This is a genomic window from Streptomyces deserti, assembly GCF_054782695.1.
In genome coordinates this window covers 33,443-50,104 of record NZ_BAAGRZ010000024.1, presented here as the reverse complement: position 1 = coordinate 50,104, position 16,662 = coordinate 33,443, and the positions used below count along the sequence as shown (strand labels likewise).

At 71.1% G+C, this 16,662-nt stretch carries 20 protein-coding genes and 2 pseudogenes; 15 read left to right on the top strand and 7 right to left on the bottom strand.

Features of this window, described 5'->3' with window-relative positions:
• Positions 1–30: 30 nt before the first annotated feature.
• The 5 genes and pseudogenes from ACYVMZ_RS29625 to ACYVMZ_RS29605 all read left to right on the top strand — a co-directional run bounded on the left by ACYVMZ_RS29625 (position 31) and on the right by ACYVMZ_RS29605 (position 3,502).
• Entirely contained in the window at positions 31–339 is a 309-nt protein-coding gene (locus ACYVMZ_RS29625) for an ArsR/SmtB family transcription factor (protein WP_461085033.1), read from the top strand.
• The gene (gene arsB / locus ACYVMZ_RS29620; RefSeq protein WP_461085031.1) at positions 336–1,445 is read left to right on the top strand and encodes an ACR3 family arsenite efflux transporter; all 1,110 of its coding nucleotides are present in this window, start codon (positions 336–338) and stop codon (positions 1,443–1,445) included. Before ACYVMZ_RS29625 ends, arsB begins: the two co-directional genes overlap by 4 nt.
• The gene (locus ACYVMZ_RS29615; RefSeq protein WP_461085029.1) at positions 1,445–1,696 is read left to right on the top strand and encodes a DUF2180 family protein; all 252 of its coding nucleotides are present in this window, start codon (positions 1,445–1,447) and stop codon (positions 1,694–1,696) included. Before arsB ends, ACYVMZ_RS29615 begins: the two co-directional genes overlap by 1 nt.
• A pseudogene (locus ACYVMZ_RS29610) lies at positions 1,693–2,751 on the top strand (ArsO family NAD(P)H-dependent flavin-containing monooxygenase). The gene ACYVMZ_RS29615 and the pseudogene ACYVMZ_RS29610 overlap by 4 nt, the downstream one beginning before the upstream one ends.
• A 343-nt stretch (positions 2,752–3,094) precedes the next feature.
• Positions 3,095–3,502: a heavy metal-responsive transcriptional regulator gene (locus tag ACYVMZ_RS29605; RefSeq protein WP_461085027.1), complete on the top strand. Its 408-nt coding sequence runs from the start codon at positions 3,095–3,097 to the stop codon at positions 3,500–3,502.
• Between the two features lie 46 nt (positions 3,503–3,548).
• Here ACYVMZ_RS29605 and ACYVMZ_RS29600 read toward each other — a convergent pair whose 3' ends face one another.
• Together ACYVMZ_RS29600 and ACYVMZ_RS29595 are read right to left on the bottom strand one after the other, a co-directional pair.
• Positions 3,549–3,914, bottom strand: a complete 366-nt coding sequence (locus tag ACYVMZ_RS29600) for an ArsR/SmtB family transcription factor (protein WP_461085025.1) — start codon at positions 3,912–3,914, stop codon at positions 3,549–3,551.
• Positions 3,915–3,992: 78 nt separating this feature from the next.
• The gene (locus ACYVMZ_RS29595; protein WP_461085023.1) at positions 3,993–5,066 is read right to left on the bottom strand and encodes a flavin-containing monooxygenase; all 1,074 of its coding nucleotides are present in this window, start codon (positions 5,064–5,066) and stop codon (positions 3,993–3,995) included.
• A 104-nt stretch (positions 5,067–5,170) separates the two neighbouring features.
• Here ACYVMZ_RS29595 and ACYVMZ_RS29590 point away from each other — a divergent pair, with 104 nt between their 5' ends.
• The 3 genes from ACYVMZ_RS29590 to ACYVMZ_RS29580 all read left to right on the top strand — a co-directional run bounded on the left by ACYVMZ_RS29590 (position 5,171) and on the right by ACYVMZ_RS29580 (position 7,970).
• Positions 5,171–6,541, top strand: a complete 1,371-nt coding sequence (locus ACYVMZ_RS29590; RefSeq protein WP_461085021.1) for an NAD(P)-binding domain-containing protein — start codon at positions 5,171–5,173, stop codon at positions 6,539–6,541.
• Positions 6,542–6,548: 7 nt separating this feature from the next.
• On the top strand, positions 6,549–7,766 hold the full coding sequence (locus ACYVMZ_RS29585; protein ID WP_461085019.1) for an MFS transporter: 1,218 nt from the start codon (positions 6,549–6,551) through the stop codon (positions 7,764–7,766).
• An 81-nt stretch (positions 7,767–7,847) separates the two neighbouring features.
• Positions 7,848–7,970, top strand: coding sequence for a hypothetical protein (locus tag ACYVMZ_RS29580; RefSeq protein ID WP_461085017.1), 123 nt, complete (start codon positions 7,848–7,850; stop codon positions 7,968–7,970).
• A gap of 526 nt (positions 7,971–8,496) precedes the next feature.
• On the opposite strand, the gene merB is transcribed toward ACYVMZ_RS29580, so the two are convergent.
• The 3 genes from merB to merA form a co-directional block, all read right to left on the bottom strand.
• Positions 8,497–9,138, bottom strand: coding sequence for an organomercurial lyase MerB (merB, locus tag ACYVMZ_RS29575; RefSeq protein WP_461085015.1), 642 nt, complete (start codon positions 9,136–9,138; stop codon positions 8,497–8,499).
• A 69-nt stretch (positions 9,139–9,207) separates the two neighbouring features.
• Entirely contained in the window at positions 9,208–9,618 is a 411-nt protein-coding gene (locus ACYVMZ_RS29570) for a MerR family transcriptional regulator (RefSeq protein WP_461085013.1), read from the bottom strand.
• A 157-nt stretch (positions 9,619–9,775) separates the two neighbouring features.
• Complete coding sequence (gene merA, locus ACYVMZ_RS29565; RefSeq protein WP_461085011.1) at positions 9,776–11,203, bottom strand: mercury(II) reductase; 1,428 nt, start codon at positions 11,201–11,203, stop codon at positions 9,776–9,778.
• Positions 11,204–11,327: 124 nt separating this feature from the next.
• On the opposite strand from merA, the gene ACYVMZ_RS29560 reads away from it, so the two are divergent.
• Together ACYVMZ_RS29560 and ACYVMZ_RS29555 are read left to right on the top strand one after the other, a co-directional pair.
• The gene (locus ACYVMZ_RS29560) at positions 11,328–11,711 is read left to right on the top strand and encodes an ArsR/SmtB family transcription factor (protein WP_461085009.1); all 384 of its coding nucleotides are present in this window, start codon (positions 11,328–11,330) and stop codon (positions 11,709–11,711) included.
• 19 nt (positions 11,712–11,730) lie between these two features.
• Positions 11,731–12,063, top strand: a complete 333-nt coding sequence (locus ACYVMZ_RS29555; RefSeq protein ID WP_461085007.1) for a hypothetical protein — start codon at positions 11,731–11,733, stop codon at positions 12,061–12,063.
• A gap of 16 nt (positions 12,064–12,079) precedes the next feature.
• Here ACYVMZ_RS29555 and ACYVMZ_RS29550 read toward each other — a convergent pair whose 3' ends face one another.
• Positions 12,080–12,394 (bottom strand): hypothetical protein, encoded by a 315-nt coding sequence (locus ACYVMZ_RS29550; protein ID WP_461085005.1) that lies wholly within the window; start codon positions 12,392–12,394, stop codon positions 12,080–12,082.
• Between the two features lie 398 nt (positions 12,395–12,792).
• Between ACYVMZ_RS29550 and ACYVMZ_RS29545 the strand changes: the two genes are divergently transcribed.
• Positions 12,793–13,095, top strand: coding sequence for a DUF427 domain-containing protein (locus ACYVMZ_RS29545; protein ID WP_461085003.1), 303 nt, complete (start codon positions 12,793–12,795; stop codon positions 13,093–13,095).
• 53 nt (positions 13,096–13,148) lie between these two features.
• Positions 13,149–13,667, top strand: coding sequence for an SRPBCC family protein (locus ACYVMZ_RS29540; protein WP_461085001.1), 519 nt, complete (start codon positions 13,149–13,151; stop codon positions 13,665–13,667).
• Positions 13,668–13,796: 129 nt separating this feature from the next.
• On the opposite strand, the gene ACYVMZ_RS29535 is transcribed toward ACYVMZ_RS29540, so the two are convergent.
• Positions 13,797–14,462 (bottom strand): CDP-alcohol phosphatidyltransferase family protein, encoded by a 666-nt coding sequence (locus ACYVMZ_RS29535; RefSeq protein ID WP_461084999.1) that lies wholly within the window; start codon positions 14,460–14,462, stop codon positions 13,797–13,799.
• 348 nt (positions 14,463–14,810) lie between these two features.
• Between ACYVMZ_RS29535 and ACYVMZ_RS29530 the strand changes: the two are divergent.
• The 3 genes and pseudogenes from ACYVMZ_RS29530 to ACYVMZ_RS29520 all read left to right on the top strand — a co-directional run.
• Positions 14,811–14,951, top strand: a pseudogene (locus tag ACYVMZ_RS29530) (IS21-like element helper ATPase IstB); the annotation flags it as partial.
• A gap of 282 nt (positions 14,952–15,233) precedes the next feature.
• Positions 15,234–15,587 carry a MarR family transcriptional regulator gene (locus ACYVMZ_RS29525; RefSeq protein WP_461084997.1) on the top strand — a complete coding sequence of 118 codons (354 nt, stop codon included), beginning with the start codon at positions 15,234–15,236 and terminating at the stop codon, positions 15,585–15,587.
• Positions 15,575–16,558: an L-threonylcarbamoyladenylate synthase gene (locus tag ACYVMZ_RS29520; RefSeq protein ID WP_461084995.1), complete on the top strand. Its 984-nt coding sequence runs from the start codon at positions 15,575–15,577 to the stop codon at positions 16,556–16,558. Before ACYVMZ_RS29525 ends, ACYVMZ_RS29520 begins: the two co-directional genes overlap by 13 nt.
• Positions 16,559–16,662 lie beyond the last annotated feature (104 nt).

The following is a 16,662-nucleotide window of genomic DNA, read 5'->3' as shown; positions in this document are numbered from 1 at the left end:
CAGCTACCACTGATGTGAGAGTATCAGTTCATGATGACGTCAGTCGACACTGACCTGATCCGGGTTCTGGCCGACCCGCTCAGGCTCCAGATCGTGACCCTGCTGGCCAAAGAGGCGCTGTGCACCACCCACCTCGTGGAAGAAACGGGCGCCCGGCAGACCAACCTCTCCAACCACCTGAGAGTGCTGCGCGAGGCCGGGGTCGTCGAGACGGAGCCATGCGGCCGCTACACGTACTACAAGCTCCGCCCGGACGTCATCGCCCAGCTCGCCAGTCAGTTCACTGACCTGGCCGAGTCCGCTCGTACCGCCGCCGACAACAAGAGGGCCTGCCCGTGACCCGCACCGAAGCATCCGCGACCACCGAGGAGTCCTCGGTCGTCGCGAAGCTGTCGACGCTCGACCGTTTCCTCGCCGTCTGGATCCTTGCCGCCATGGCCGTCGGCCTCGGCCTCGGCAGGGTCATCCCCGGCCTCAACGACGCCCTCGCCAAGGTCGAGATCGGCGGCATCTCCCTGCCGATCGCCCTCGGCCTGCTGATCATGATGTACCCGGTTCTCGCCAAGGTCCGCTACGACAAGCTCGACGCGGTCACCGGCGACAAGAAGCTGATGGTCTCGTCGCTGGTCATCAACTGGGTCCTGGGTCCGGCGGTCATGTTCGCACTGGCGTGGATCTTCCTGCCGGACCTGCCCGAGTACCGCACCGGCCTGATCATCGTCGGCCTGGCCCGCTGCATCGCCATGGTCATCATCTGGAACGACCTCGCCTGCGGCGACCGCGAGGCCGCCGCCGTGCTCGTGGCGCTGAACTCGGTCTTCCAGGTCCTCGCCTTCGGCCTGCTCGGCTGGTTCTACCTCGACCTGCTGCCCGGCTGGCTGAACCTGGGCAACGGCGAGCACCTCGACATCTCCATGTGGAAGATCGCCCTGAACGTCGTCATCTTCCTCGGCATCCCGCTGCTGGCCGGGTTCCTCACCCGCCGCATCGGCGAAAAGAAGCTCGGCCGCGAGAAGTACGAGACGGGCTTCCTGCCGAAGATCGGTCCGTGGGCGCTGTACGGCCTGCTCTTCACGATCGTCATCCTCTTCGCCCTGCAGGGGAAGACGATCACCTCGCAGCCGCTGGACGTGGCCCGCATCGCGCTCCCGCTGCTGGTGTACTTCGCGGTGATGTGGTTCGGCACCTTCGCGCTCGGCAAGGCGATCGGCCTGGCCTACGACCGCACCGCCACGCTCGCCTTCACGGCGGCGGGGAACAACTTCGAGCTGGCCATCGCGGTCGCCATCGCCACCTTCGGGGTCACCTCCGGCCAGGCGCTGTCCGGTGTGGTCGGCCCGCTCATCGAGGTGCCGGTCCTGGTCGCGCTCGTGTACGTCTCGCTGGCCTGGCGGCGGAAGTTCACCGCCGCCCAGCAGTTGACGGCAGCACCGCAGGAGAGCTGATGCACTGCATGGACTGCGACGCCATCGGTGCGCAGGTCGCCGCGGTCGGTATCTGCAGCCAGTGCGGAGCCGCCGTGTGCGCCGTCCACGCCGAGGTCTCACAGCAGTTCCTGACCTGCACGAAGCCGATCTCCCGCCCGGTGGCCACCGAGCCACCGGTGCGGCGGCTGCTGTGCAGCACCTGCGCCGCGGCCCACCGGTCCCACGCGGCGTGCTGCCCGCAGTCCGCGAACACCATCCGTACCTCGTGAGTGCCCCGCGCACGCAGGTGGTGGTCATCGGCGGCGGCCAGTCCGGGCTCGCCGCCGGCTATCACCTGCGCCGCCTCGGCGTGGACTTCGTCATCCTCGACGCCCAGGCCGAGCCGGGCGGCGCCTGGCAGCACGCCTGGGACTCGCTGCACCTGTTCTCACCGGCCGCGTTCTCTTCGCTGCCGGGGCGTCCGATGCCCGTGCAGGCGGGGCAGACGTACCCGGACGCCGCCCACGTGGTCGGTTATCTCACCGAATACGAGAGCCGGTACGACTTTCCTGTGCACCGGCCTGTACGGGTCACCGGGGTCCACCGGGACAGCGGATCCCTGCGCGTCGAGACCGACTCCGGCACCTGGCGCGCCCGGGCCGTCATCAGCGCCACCGGCACCTGGTGGCGTCCCTTCCTGCCCGCGGTGCCCGGCCGGGCGGACTTCCACGGGCGGCAGCTGCACACCGTCGAGTACCGCAGCCCGCGCGACTTCGCGGGGCAGTGGGTCGTGGTCGTCGGCGGCGGCAACTCCGGCGCGCAGATCGCGGCCGACCTGGCCCACGACGCCGAACTGACGTGGGTCACCCAGCGCCCGCCCCGCTTCCTTGCCGACGACATCGACGGCCGCGCACTGTTCGACGCGGCCACCGCCCGCCGCCGCGCCCTCGACGAGGGCCGCACCGACACCGGAGGCGTCGCGTCGCTGGGCGACATCGTCGCCGTACCGCCCGTGCGGGAGGCCCGGGACGCCGGACTGCTGAAGGCGTCGCCCATGTTCGTACGCCTCGACCGCGACGGCGTCGTCTGGGCCGACGGCACCCGGGCGCCGGCCGATGCGGTCATCTGATGCACGGGCTTCCGCCCGGCGCTGTCGCACCTGGCGCCCCTGGGACTGCGCGGCCGACGTGGCCACATCGCCACGGTCGGCACGCGGTCCGTGGACGAGCCGCGGCTGCACCTGCTCGGCTACGGCGACTGGACCGGCCCGGCCTCGGCCACCCTGATCGGCGTCGGGCGCCCAGCACGGGAGGCGGCACGGCAGATCGCGGATCTGTTGCGGTGAAGCCCGTCTCGGAGCGGGACGACGGTGGGGCCGCCCAGCGTGTGCTGGGCGGCCCCACCGTTTCTGTGTGTCTGGGGTGCGGCGCCGGCCCGCCTCGGACGTTCTGCTTGACCATGGTCTTCCCGCAGCAGCACGTCGGGCTCTGCTGGCCGGTGCAGGTCGGCGCAGCCGCCTTGGTCGCCGTCAGCTCGCACCCGCAGCCCTCGTCCGGGCAGCGGTAGACCTCACCCTCGCGGAACGGCATGGCCATCACCTCTCTCGTCGCGTTCCATCCCTGCATTCGCGACGCTAGAACCCGGCCCCTGGGGCCAGGTCAACAATGGGGGTGAGGAGGCTTACGACCATGGCGCAACCGGGACTGACCATCGGAAAGGCCGCCCAGGCCGCGGGCGTGACCCGCAAGGCGGTGCGGGTGTATGAGGCCAAGGGTCTGCTGCCCGCCGCCGAGCGGACCACGACCGGCTACCGGCTCTACAGCCAGGCCGACGTGGAATTGCTGACCTTCATCCGCCGGGCCTGCACCCTCGGGCTGCGCCTGGACGACATCCGCGAGGTGCTGGCCATCCGCGACGGTGGCATCCCGCCCTGCGCCACCGTCCGCGACCTGCTGGACGCCCGCATCGCCGAGATCGACGCAGCCGTCACCGACCTCCTCGCCCTGCGCACCACCCTGGTGACCACCCGGGGCCGGGCCGACGACTGCCCCGACGAACGGCCCGTGACGGTCTGCTCGATCATCGAGGAGGCATAACCCACCCCGGTTGCCTCGGGCCCACGCCGAGGCAACCAAGAGTGCCCTACCGGGCGGTGAGCAGCTGCCCCATGGCGGCCAGGACCGACGGCGCCACCCGGTAGTAGACCCAGGTGCCGCGCCGCTCGGAGGTCAGCAGCCCGGCCTCCTTGAGCTTCTTCAGGTGGTGGGAGACGGTCGGCTGGGACACGCCGACGTCGGAGATGTCGCACACGCACGCCTCGCCGCCCTCGTGCGAGGCCACCGCCGAGAACAGGCGCAGCCGCACCGGATCCCCGAGCGCCTTGAACATCCGCGCGGCCGTCTCGGCCTCCTCGGCGGTGAACGGCCGCTCGGACAGCGGCGGGCAGCACGGCACCACGGCCTGATCGGCCCCGGCTTCCAGCAGCGGCAGCACCTTCGCATTCGACATGCATCTATGTTGACGCATGTCGAATCAAAGCGGAGGGGGGGGCGGTGCCGGACGCGCGGCAGGGTGGCGCCGAGGGTGTCAGAGGCCGGTGGCGGCCGGGGCCTTGTGGACGTGGGCGGCCAGCGGCGGGATGACGCAGTCCGCGTCTCGGCTGACGCCGCGCAGCGTGTTGGAGGCGAAGGACCGCTGGAACTCCAGTCCGAGGTAGACCAATCCGGGCTGGGTGGTGGAGATGCCGCCGCTGTGCAGGGGCATGCCGTTCGCGTCGAGCGCGCCGAGCTTGTTCAGGTAGCCCAGGTTCGGCCGGTAACCCGTGGCGAGCAGCAGCACGTCGACCCGCTCGCGGGTTCCGTCGGCCCACACGACCGCGTCGCCGTCGAGGTCGGTGAACATCGGCCGCCGCTTCAGGCGGCCTGCCTCCAGGGCGCTCTGGTAGATGCCGGGATCGAGGACGAGGGTGCCGCCCACGTAGCGGACGAGCCACTCGGGCGGCAGGGTGTCGAACCCGGTGCTGGTGAGCCAGTGGTGCAGGTCCTTGCCCTCGCGCAGCTGAGGGAGGAACCGCAGCGGGGCGCGCGTGGCCAGACTCACGTCGGCTACGTCGGCCAGCTCGTAGCCGACCTGGACCGCGGAGTTGCCGCCGCCGACGACAACGATCCGCTTGCCCGCGTACGGCGCGGGAGTGCGGTAGTCCGCGACGTGCAGCACCTGCCCGGTGAAGTCCTGCTGCCCCGGGAACACCGGCAGCCACGGGTTGCCGAAGGCCCCGGTGGCCGCGACGATCCCGCCGGCCCGCAGCGTGGCTCCGCCGGCGGTGCGGACGAGGAAGTCCCCGTCGTCCGCTTCCACGGTCTCGACGCGCGTGTTGAGCCGGATCTCGGCATCCAGCCGCTGCGCGAGGCGGGTGAGGTAGGCGACGACCTCGTCCCGCTGCGGGTAGCGGTCACCGTCCCCGCCGAAGGGGGCGTGCGGCAGGGCGCTGTACCGCGCGGGCGAGAACAGCGTGAGGCTGTCGTAGTACTGCGGCCACGAACCGGCCGCCTGCGCGGACGTCTCCAGCACCACCGGCCGCAGTCCTCGCTCGCGCAGCGCGTGGGCCGCCGCCAGACCGGACTGGCCGCCCCCGATCACCGCGACATCGACGTACTCCATGACCACCCCTCACTTCGATGTATGTCTATGTTGACGTCTATCGAATCAGGTGGGATGCTGGCTGCGCAAGCCATCGACGAATGTCGAAGCACAGGGGAATTGTCGTGAACGCCACCGCCACCGACCGCCTGCCCGTCGTGGTTATCGGGGCCGGCCCCATCGGCCTGGCCGCCGCCGCCCATCTTGTCGAGCGCGGCCTCGAACCGCTGATGCTGGAAGGCGGGCCGGCCGCGGGCAGCGCCGTCCGCGAGTGGGCGCACGTGCGGCTGTTCTCCCCCTGGGACGAGGTGATCGACCCGGCCGCCGAGAAGCTCCTGGCGCCCACCGGCTGGACCCGGCCGGACGGTGCCACGTACCCCAGCGGTGGTGACTGGGCCGAGCAGTACCTGCAGCCGCTCGCCGACGCGCTCGGCGACAAGGTCCGCTTCGGCGCGACGGTGTCCGGAGTCTCGCGTCTGGGCCGGGACCGTGTCGTGGACGCCGAGCGCGAGCAGCAGCCGTTCACCGTCCACGTCCAGTGCGCCGACGGCACCGAGGAGCGGATCATCGCCCGCGCCGTCGTGGACGCCTCCGGCACCTGGTCCGCCCCGAGCCCGGTCGGCGGTGACGGTCTGACGGCCCTCGGCGAGAAGGCGGCGGCCGACCGGATTTCCTACCGCGTCCCCGACCTCAAGGACCCGGCCGTGCGCGCCCGGTACGCGGGCAAGCGCACCGCTGTCATCGGCTCCGGAGCGTCCGCCTTCACTGCCCTTGCCTACCTTGCCGACCTGGCCAAGGCCGAGGACGGCGCCGGCACGAAGGCTGTGTGGGTCCTGCGGCGTGGCATCAGCGGCTCCACCTTCGGCGGCGGCGAGGCCGACCAGCTGCCCGCCCGCGGGGCCCTCGGTCTTGCTGCCAAGGCCGCCGTCGAGGAGGGCCACGCCGACGCCGTCACCGGCTTCCGCACCACGGCCGTCGAGTGCACGGACAGTGGGCTGGTGCTGGTGGCCGAGGACGGCCGCCGCCTCGACCCGGTCGACGAGGTCATCGTGCTCACGGGCTTCCGCCCCGACCTGTCCTTCGTCTCCGAGCTGCGCCTCGGCCTGGACGAGCGCCTGCAGGCCCCGACCGCGCTGGCCCCGCTGATCGACCCGAATGTGCACTCCTGCGGCACCGTCTACCCGCACGGCGTGAACGAGCTGTCCCACCCGGAAGGAGACGTCTACCTGGTAGGCATGAAGTCCTACGGGCGCGCCCCCACCTTCCTCGCCATGACCGGCTACGAGCAGGTGCGCTCCATCGCCGCCGCCCTCGCCGGGGACCGGGAAGCCGCCGAGCGCGTCGAGCTGACCCTGCCGGAGACCGGCGTGTGCGGCGGTGCGGGCCTGTTCGACGAGCCCGACACCACGCCAGCCGACGCGGGCGGCGGCTGCTGCGCGGCCCCGGCCACCCTCCAGATCGGCGTCGGCGCCCCGGCCTCCACCGGCGGCTGCTGACCCGACGGTGACCAGCCTCAACACCCCTCAGGCCGCGACCGGAACCGGGGACCGGTCGCGGCCCCGCGGCGTCCTGCCCGCTCTGTGCGCGACCCAGATCACCAGCTGGGGCATCGTCTACTACGCCTTCCCCGTGCTGAACCCGCAGATCACGGATGACACGGGCTGGTCACCCACAGCGACCACCGCGGCGTTCTCCGGCGCGCTGCTAGTCTCCGCGCTCGTCGGCATCCCCGTCGGCCGTATTCTCGACCGGCACGGCCCGCGTGCCGTGATGACCACCGGCTCGGCGCTCGGCACCGCCGCCGTGCTCGCCGTCGCGTACGCACCCAACCTCGCGCTGTTCACTGTGAGTTGGTTGCTCGCCGGAGTCGCCATGGCCGCCACCTTCTACCACCCCGCCTTTGCCGCCCTGACCCGCTGGTGGGGCAACGACCGCGTCCGCGCGCTCACCGTCGTCACCCTTGCCGGCGGCCTCGCCTCCACCGCCTTCGCCCCGCTGACCGCCACGCTCGCCGAGCACCTGAGCTGGCGCACCACCTACACCGTCCTCGCGGCGATCCTCGCCTTCGTGACCATCCCCGCCCATGCACTCGCCCTCCGCGCACCGTGGCCGCCCGCACCAAAGCGCTCCACCCAACACCCCAGTGACAGCAGGGCCGTTGCGCGCAGCCGTCCTTTCCTGCTGCTGGCCGCCGCACTCACCCTCAACGGCTTCGCGATGTACGCCGTCGTCATCGCCCTCGTCCCCCTCCTGACCTCACGCGGCGCCAGCCCCACCGCCGCCGCCTGGGCACTCGGGCTCGGCGGCGCGGGGCAGACACTCGGCCGCACCCTGTACGCCGCCCTGGCCCGCCGCACCGGCGTCACCGTCCGTACGGTCATCCTGTTCACCGCGGGTGGAGCCACCACCACGGCGCTGGCCCTGGTCTCCGGCCCTCTCCCGCTGCTCGTGCTGCTCGCCATCGCGGCCGGCATGGTGCGCGGCAATCTGACCCTCCTCCAGGCCACCGCCGTCACCGACCGCTGGGGCGCCACCCACTACGGCCGCCTCTCCGGGCTCCTTGCGGCGCCGGCCACCACCGCCTCCGCCCTGGCCCCGTTCGCCGGCGCGGCACTGGCCGGACCCCTCGGTGGTTACCCGGAGCTGTTCATCGCGCTCGCGCTCATTTCAGCGACGGCTGCCGTTCTTGCGCTGGGAGGAGCACCGGCCGATCGGAGGTGACCTGCCGACCGACGCGGGCCGGTGCTCAAGGTCCGTAATTCGCCTCGTCGAAGCGCACGGTGGCGGCTACTGTGGCGCGTCGTGAAGCCGTTCGCCTTCAAGCATGCCGAGGACCTGTGGGCCGAGGGCCAGACACTGCTGCATGTGTACGCCCTCGTCGATCTGGAACGCGACCGCGACTTGGCGGCACTTATCGGAGTGTAGGTTCGCATTTCGCGCGTCCCTTTCTCATTGACGGTGGCCTTTGTCCGGCCCAAAGGACGGCAAGGTGAGACGAACTTCTTGTCCTGCCGCATGGAAGCTGTCGGATTCTCACTCGTTCTCGTTCGTACTGACGGATTCTCATCGCGTCGCGCGCTGAGTGGGGAACCGGAGCGGCCGTGGGGGTCTTCTCGGTCCGTCAACACGACTCCGGCTTCCGCGAACGCCAGGTCGGTTGAGAACGGCGAGGGTCAACGTTCTCAACCGACCTGGCAGCCAGGCAGGTCAGTAGCCCGCTGCCTGCCAGATGCACTGCGACAGGACACTTCTGTCTGATTCATTGGCCCGCAGTAGTGCTGATTCCGTCCTTGGTCTATGCAGCGGCGCGCAGGCCGAGGTCGTCCGCTGCAACTCGCCGTCCTCGGTGAACAGGTCGTTGAGACCGCCGAGGCGCTGGCCGATCAATTGGGGCTAACAGGATGACCGGGCGGCTTTGTGGGGGCCTGCCCGGCCGTGCCCGTTGGCGGTGTCAGCAGCAGCCGTTGGGGGTGCAGCCGGAGAGGACCTGCTCGATCAAAGGCCGTCCGGTCTCGTAGGCGTCGGCGACCGGCAGGACGCGGCCCTCGGGATGTTCGGCGAGCCAGTCCTTCGCGGCGTCCGCGCTGGTGAAGAAGTGGCTCTGGTTGCAGAAGGAGGAGCGGACCGAGGCCGGTGCGCCGGGGGTGACGAGCGAGACCACCGCGCTGGCGGGCTCCACGTTCCTCGGGCCTTCCGGGGTCGCGGTCAGCCGGACCGGTTCGCCGGTTGCGCGGCATGGGGAGGTCACCCTCGCGTTCTCGCCGAGGATGGCGGGGAAGACCAGGGTGTCCAGCGCGCACCAGGTGTAGAAGGTGCGGCCATGCGTCTCGTAGCGGTGCGGGGTGGGGTTGAAGGTGAGGCCGAAGCCGATGATGCGGCCTTCGGCGTCGTACTCGGTGTCCGGCATTGCCGCCAGTGCGGCTTGGACCTCTTCCTCGGTCCGTCCGGCCCGAGCGGCGAGGGCGGTGATGGTGACCGGCTCGCCGGAGACGAGCAGGGTCTGTACGGGGCGCAGCAGCGGGAAGTTGACGCCGGGAGCGCGGTTGACCGCATCCAGGAACCGGGTGGCGAACTGCCGGGTGTCGGTGTCCACGGTGGACTCCTTCCAGGTGTCGGGTTGGTTCGATGCCTGGGACCGTAGGGTCTGCCCCCGGGGTGAGGGTCAAGGGCTCGGGCAGCGTTTCGGGTCGTCCGCCCAGCAGTTCCCGCTTGCGTCGGCGAGCTCGGCCTGGTGCGCCTTCTCGAATGCGTCGATCCTGTCGAGCGTCTGCCCGGCGGCGGCGATGCGGGCCCGCTGCCGCTCCCGGGCCGCCTGTAGCCGCTGCGCGAGAGCCGGTCCGAAGGGGCGGCCGGTGCGCTCCAGGTAGGCGGTGGTCAGCTCGCGGATCTCGGCCAGGGTCAGGCCGAGGCCGCGCAGTTCGCCGATCCATCGCACGCACCACAGGGCGTCCGCGGTGAACAGCCGGTAGCCCGCCGGGCTGCGGCCGAGGGTGTAGATCAGCCCGAGGTCGGTGTACTCGCGCAGTGTCTTGACCGGGACGCCGGTGCGGCGGGAGAGCTCTCCGACGGTCATCGATCGTGCGTGCCCATCGACGGTCACGGCAGCCTCCCTTGATTACTGAGTTTCGCCGCGTGATGTCGCTGGAGCACGCGCCCTGACCTGCGGCGAAGGGCAACCGTGACGCGACATCACACGAAGATCATCAGTAGCGGTGAGCGGCAGGTGCGGGTCAGGAGGCGCAGCAGGACAGCTTGGCCACGTCCCGGGTGTAGGTCTGGGCGGCGAGCTTGAGGCCCTCGGCCATGGTCAGGTACGGGCACCACAGGTCGGCCATCTGCTGCACCGTCATGTGGTTGGCGAGGGCGTAGACGGCGGTGGCGATCACGTTTCCGGCGCCCTCGGCGATGACGTGGGCGCCGAGCAGCCGTCCGGTGCCGGCCTCGGCGACGAGTTTGATCAGGCCGCGGGTGTCGCGGTTGACCAGCGCCCGGGGCACGTACTGAAGTGGCAGCACGCGGCAGTCGCACGCGTAGCCTGCCGCGACGGCCTGGGCGTTGGTGAGACCCGCGGCGGCGATGGCCGGGCTGGTGAAGGTGACCCGCGGCAGGTGGTGGTAGTCCAGGGTGCGCCCGGCTGCGTCGAGGGCGTTGTCGGCGACCAGTGTGCCGTGGGCTGCGGCGACGTACACGAACTGCGGATGCCCGGTGACGTCCCCGGCGGCCCAGATCCGCTCGTTGCCGGTGCGCAGGTGTTCGTCGACGACCACCTCGCCGCGCTCGCCGGTCTTCACGCCCACCGCGTCGAGGCCGAGACCGTCGGTGACGGGGCGGCGGCCGGTGGCGACCAGCAGCTGCTCCGCCGTCAGCTGGAACACCTTGCCCGCTTGGGCGGTGGTGACCGTGTATGCGCCGGTGCCGTCGCGGCGTACGGCGGTGAGGCCGGCGCCGGTGTGCACGGCGATGCCCTCGTCGCGGAAGACGTCCTCGATCACTGCGGAGACCTCGGGCTCTTCGAACGGGGCGAGCCGCTCCAGCGCCTCGACGACGGTGACCTTCACCCCGAGGCGGGCGAAGAGCTGGGCCTGTTCCAGGCCGACGGCGTTCCCACCGACCACGATCATCGACTGCGGCAGGTGGTCCAGTTCCATGGCGGTGGTCGACGTCAGGTAGCCGGCCTCGTCGAGGCCGTCGATGGGCGGCGTCCACGGCGCGGAGCCTGTCACGATCACATAGTGGGCGGCCTCGATCACCGTGGTGGACCCGTCGGCGAGGGCGACCTCCAGGCTGGGGCCGGGGGTGAAGCGGGCGGCGCCGGCCAGGATCGGCCAGTCGTACTCGGCTGCCAGGTCCTCGTACTTGTCCGCCCGCATCGCGTCCACCATCGCCCTCTTGCCGCCGATCAGGGCGGCGAAGTCCACCGGAGCGGCGTCGGTGCTGATGCCGGGGAACGGCTGGGCGAGCGCGGTGTGCCGGGCCTCGGCCGCGGCCAGCAGCGCCTTGGACGGCACACACCCGGTGTTCACGCAGGTGCCGCCGATGGTGCCGCGCTCGACCATCACCACGGATCGGCCCTTGGTACGTGCGGCGATGGCGGCGGCGAACGCCGCCCCGCCCGAACCGATGACGGCCAGGTCGAATCCGGAACGCGTACCGGTCATGGCGCTGCCTCCTCGTTGCGGGCCGGGCCACCTCACTCCCGAGCTGCTATGCGGCTTGCCGAATACCAGACTGCCACCATACTATGCGGATAGGCGAATAGCAGTATGTGGAAAGGCCCTGCCCATGACATCCACGACCGCCCCCGCATCCACCGGCCCGGCCGCCGACAATGAGGTCGCGTGCACCCACCTGGACACCACCGCCCGCTTCTTTAGGGCCCTGGCGGATCCCACCCGGCTGAAGCTGCTGGAGTTCATCCTGCGCGGCGAGCGCACCAGCGCCGACTGCGTCGAGCACGCCGGCATCTCCCAGCCGCGCGTCTCGGTGCACCTGTCCTGCCTCGTGGACTGCGGCTACATCACCGCCCGCCGCGACGGCAAGAAGCTGCGCTACTCCGTGGGCGACCCCCGGGTCGCCGACCTTGTCGTGCTGGCCCGCTCCCTGGCCGCGGACAACGCCACGGCACTGGACTGCTGCCCGCGCATCCCGTCGGCCGACCGCGCCTGACCAGCAAAGGCAGACCGTCATGGCCCCTCCCCGTCCCCCACACCAGCGCGACCCGGACCGCTCCGGCCCCCACATGGCCGTCGCCGGGATCGGCGCCGCCCTGCTGATGATCGTCTGCTGCGCCGCTCCCGCCCTGATCGCCGCCGGTGCCCTCGCCGGGATCGGCGCCTGGATCTCCAGCCCGTGGGTGATCGCCGCCGCGATCGTCCTGGCCGCCGCGGCCGTCACCGTGATCGTGCGCCGCCTCACCCGTGGCGGGGACTGCTGCCCGCCGGAATCCGTCCCCACCGATCCGGCCGACCAGGACCGCGCCGTGGACCCTGCCTTCAAGGAACGCCCGCACCACCTATGACGCACCCGCGGGTGCGTCAGGCGAGCGCGGCAGTCCGGCCTGACGGATCCTCGGGCAAGCGCAGCGTGATCACGTCGCCGGGTGCGCCGGGCTTGGGGCGACGGGGTTCCCGTACCCCCGCGCCACCGGGACCTAAGCCTGAACCGGGCGAGCCGCAGGACGGCGCGAGCCTGAGCACCCGCAGGGTGAACGCGCCCCAGACCAGCGCGACCACCGCGGCGGCCACCCCGGTGGGCAGCGGCACACCGGCTGTCGCACCGCCCGTGAACAGACCGGCGACAGCGGTGCAGGCCACCAGGGACCAGCGGAAACAGCCGCGGTACGTCACCACGGTGCGACCCAGCCGGACGACGCTGCGCGGCCCCTGCCACATGGTGCAGGGCCGCCGCCCACAGCACAGGCAGGAGGCACACCGGGAAGACTCGGCAGAACAGTCCTTGGCCACGGGCGGCCCCCGTCCCCCAGCGCCGAAGCGAGTCGTGACATCCAGCCTGTGCCCGAACCGGTCGGCCGGACAAGCGTCTTGGGCATGAATCCCTGCCCCAGCACGCCAGGCGCAGGGCACGCCGGCGCCCGTACGAACCGGCCCGGGCGGAAGAAATCCGTCGGGGCTGACGCCGACAGGGCCGAAACACGTGCCGGACTGTAAGCGGGATCACCGTAGCCACCGGGGTCGGCGCTCTAGCGTCGCATCATGGACTCTCAGGACCTCCCGGAAGGTGGAAGATCATGATGCGCGCGGTGTGGAACGGCTCGGTGCTGGCGGAGGCGGAGCGCACCGTCGTGGTCGAGGGCAATCACTACTTCCCGCCCCAGTCGCTGCACCCTGAGCACTTCGCGGAGAGCCGGACGAAGTCGCTGTGCTTCTGGAAGGGGCTCGCCCGCTACTACACGGTCACGGTCGACGGGCAGGTCAACGCGAATGCCGCCTGGTACTACCCGCACCCCACCCCGCTGGCCAAGAAGATCAAGAATCATGTCGCCTTCTGGAACGGCGTCACGGTCGAAGCGCCGCCGGAGACCGGCCGGTGAGCGCCCATCGGCTTGCGCGCCTCGCGGCGTGGACGGTCAGTGCTGGGGGCGCTGTGATCGCGAGCTATCTCGGGCTGGTGAGCGGCGCGCTGCCCGTCGATGTGGGCGTCGGGCGGCGCACGCGCGCGCTGGGCCCGCAGACCGTCGACATCGCGGCGCCAAGGGACATGGTCTTCGATGTGATCGCCCAGCCGTATCTCGGGCGGGCCACCCGGGCGATGCGGGAGAAGGTGAACGTGCTGGAGCGGGGCAGCGACATGGTGCTCGCCGCGCACCACACCCCGGTAGCAGGCGGGCGGCTGACCGCGACCACGGTGGAGACGGTGCGGTTCACCCGGCCCGAGCGGGTCGACTTCCGTCTTGTACGCGGCCCGGTGCCGCACGTCGTCGAGGCGTTCGTCCTCACCGACCGCGCCTCCGGCACGCGGCTGGAGTACGAAGGAGCGCTGGGCACCGACCTCTGGTGGCTGGGGCAACGCTGGGGGCAACTGGTCGCCGACCGCTGGGAAGAGACGGTCGCGGGCTCGCTGGCATCGGTCAAAGAGGAAGCGGAACGCAGAGCCCGCCGGTGACGGCACACCGTGTCATGTGGTCCTTCGTCGCCACCGACCACACCGCCCGCGCCGAACCGGCCGACATCCTCGCCGCCCTCGACACCCTCGGCTGAGCCCCGCTCCCGCGCCTGCGCGCCCGTCCGCCCGTCAGCGACGCAACAGATGCCGCACGGTGACAAACCCCTGCATCGCGGCAGCCGGGCGCAGCAGCGCAGGGCGGGGCCGCTCAGGCATCGCGCCGCGTCCGACGGCGACGGCGGTGACCGTGACGACCGGCAGCGCCCATGCCGCGATCGCCGCCGCCCGCACCGTACGGCTGGGTTCGTGCCGCAGGACGAGCCAGGTCCAGAACGCGGCGTCGGCGAAGGAGTCGGCGTAGTCGCCGAACGGGGACTCGGTGGCCTGGTGGCGGGCCAGGCGGCCGTCGGCGAGGTCCGAGGCGATGGCCAGCACGCCCGAGACGCGGCTCGGCGCCACAGAGGTGGCGGGGAGGTTGCCGCGCAGCAGAGTGAGCACATCTGCCGGTGAAAGCCGATCGCGGTGCTCCAGCAGGCCCAGATGGAGGATGGTGAGGGTCCAGCTGGTTGCCACCCACGCCCTGCCTCGCCGGTCTCGGGTGAGGGCGAGTAGCAGGCCGTGCAGCGCGGTGGTCTGGGTGAGTGCCCGGGGATGGTGGGTCGCCTGGCGTACTGATCGCTGGGCGGCCAGCCCCAGGAAGCGTGCTACGCCGCGGGGTCTCCAGTGTTCCTGTTTCAGCGTTGTCAGCAGGGCATCGGTCGCCGTGCGGCTGTCGGTGAGGTCGGCTACGGACACGGCGGTGGGCCTTTCGTCGGGCGCGTCGGGGGTGTGTTGCGCTCACCGTAGGCAGCAGATCCGCCACCGGACCGTGAGCGTGTGGCTTTGTAACCGAGGGCGGGAGTCGTTTCGAGGCGACTGCGGGAGTCACCTTCTGCCGCAGGGGGCCGGATGGGGAAGTCGCAGTCGAAGGTTGATCTTTACGCCGCGATACGCCGTGACCACCGCGGTGGGCTGACCCCGCGGGCTTTGCAGCGCAAGTACAACGTGGCCTGGCGGACTGTGCGGCGGGCTTTGGACAGGCAGTGGCCGCAGGAGCGGAGGAAGCCGCGCCGGCGGGAGTTGCGGCTGGATCCCTAGGTTTCGGGCTGGCCGAAGACTTTCACCGACCTGCGGCTGTGCTCGGCCATCGTCGGCCGGCTGACCTTCAACGCGATCATCCAGACCGGCACCGAGTCCTATCGCCTCGCCCACACCAAGGCCCAGGCTGAACGCGCCGCAGCCAGCTGGCATCCGGGCAGGCTCCGGGCATGTCGGTGCGTGATGCCCGGAGCCGCCCAACCGGCCGGTTCACCGGAGAGGATGCAGCCCATGCCCGCGCGGGAGAGCAGGACGCGGAGCCGCCGACACAAGTGCACAACGTTGTGCCGCTCCAGGTCAACGACACGTGCACCGGCAAGGGCACGCATCCAGCACGGACGGCACTGCGATCACGCTTGTCTCAGCCAAAATGGGTGATGAGGGTTTCCGGTATTCTTCATCGCCCATCAAACGGGAGACGGGGCGGAGATGGCTGATGACGCCACGGATCACCAGGACCGCCGGTGGACGTTCCTGACCAACCATGCGCGGGTGCTCGCCGCGATCGCCCGGGATCCCAACGTACGGTTGACCCAGGTCGCTACCGCCTGCCAGATCACCGAGCGATCCGCCCAGCGCATCGCGGCCGATCTCGAAGAGGCCGGTTATCTGCACAGACAACGGATCGGCCGGCGCACCCAGTACCTCGTCAACCGCGACTGGCCCTTCCGGCATCCGGCGGAGGCCGGCCTGTCCATCGGTGTCCTCCTGGAGTTCATGGCCGGCCACGCGCTCCAGAACACGGACACCGACGCCGCGCAGCGAGAGGAATGCCAGACGTGACGGCACGAACCAGTGACATCGAGAAGGCAGCCGGGGTGCTGCGCGCCGGGGGTCTGGTGGCTCTGCCGACCGAAACTGTCTACGGTCTGGGCGCCAACGCCGAGGATCCCGCCGCGGTCGCGCGCATCTTCCAGGTCAAGGGGCGCCCACCCTCCCATCCGCTGATCGTCCACATCGCCGGCGCGGAGCACCTGGGCGACTGGGTCGAGGACGTGCCCGCCACCGCGCGCCTGGTGGCCGAACGCTTCTGGCCGGGGCCGATGACGCTGGTTCTGCGGCGCGGTCGCCGGGTGCCCCTGGAGGCGACCGGTGGACTGGAGACGGTGGCCGTACGCGTGCCCGATCACCCCGTGGCGCTCGCGCTGCTGTCGGCCTTCGGCGGCGGTGTGGCGGCCCCATCCGCCAACCGCTTCGGCTCGGTCAGCCCCACCACCGCCGACCACGTCCGTGCGGAGCTCGGCGATGCCGTCGACTTTGTGCTGGACGGCGGCGCTTGCGATGTCGGCGTTGAGTCGACCATCGTCGACGCCACGGGCGAGATCCCGAGCGTCCTTCGGCCCGGCGGGGTGACGCGCGAGGACCTCGAAGCGGTGCTGGGGCGCCCGCTTACGGTCCCCTCGACGAGCCGTGTCCGGGTGCCGGGCCAGCATCCGTCACACTACGCGCCGCAGGCGCGGGTCGTCCTCGTCGAGCCGGAGAAGGTCGTCGCCGAAGCGGAGCTCGCGCAGGAGCTGGGCCACCAGGTGGGCGTGTTTCTTCCCCCCTACCTCGCTGACGCTCCGGTGAAGGCGCACGCCGTGGTGGCGGTCCCCGCTTCGATGGCCGCCTACGCGCGCGGGCTGTACGGGTTCCTGCGCGAACTCGACCAGCAGGGGTGCGACCTCATCGTCGCGTCCCTGCCGATGGAGGAGGGGCTGGGACTGGCGATCGCCAACCGGCTCCGCCGCGCCGCGGGACCCCGGCCCTCTTAAGAGGCCAGCATCGACGCCGTGCGATGCTCCCACAGCGCCCACCGGATGCGCGTCCGACCCCGCGCAAGGCCGGGGCCCCTGGAAGGAACAGCCACGGTCGGGGC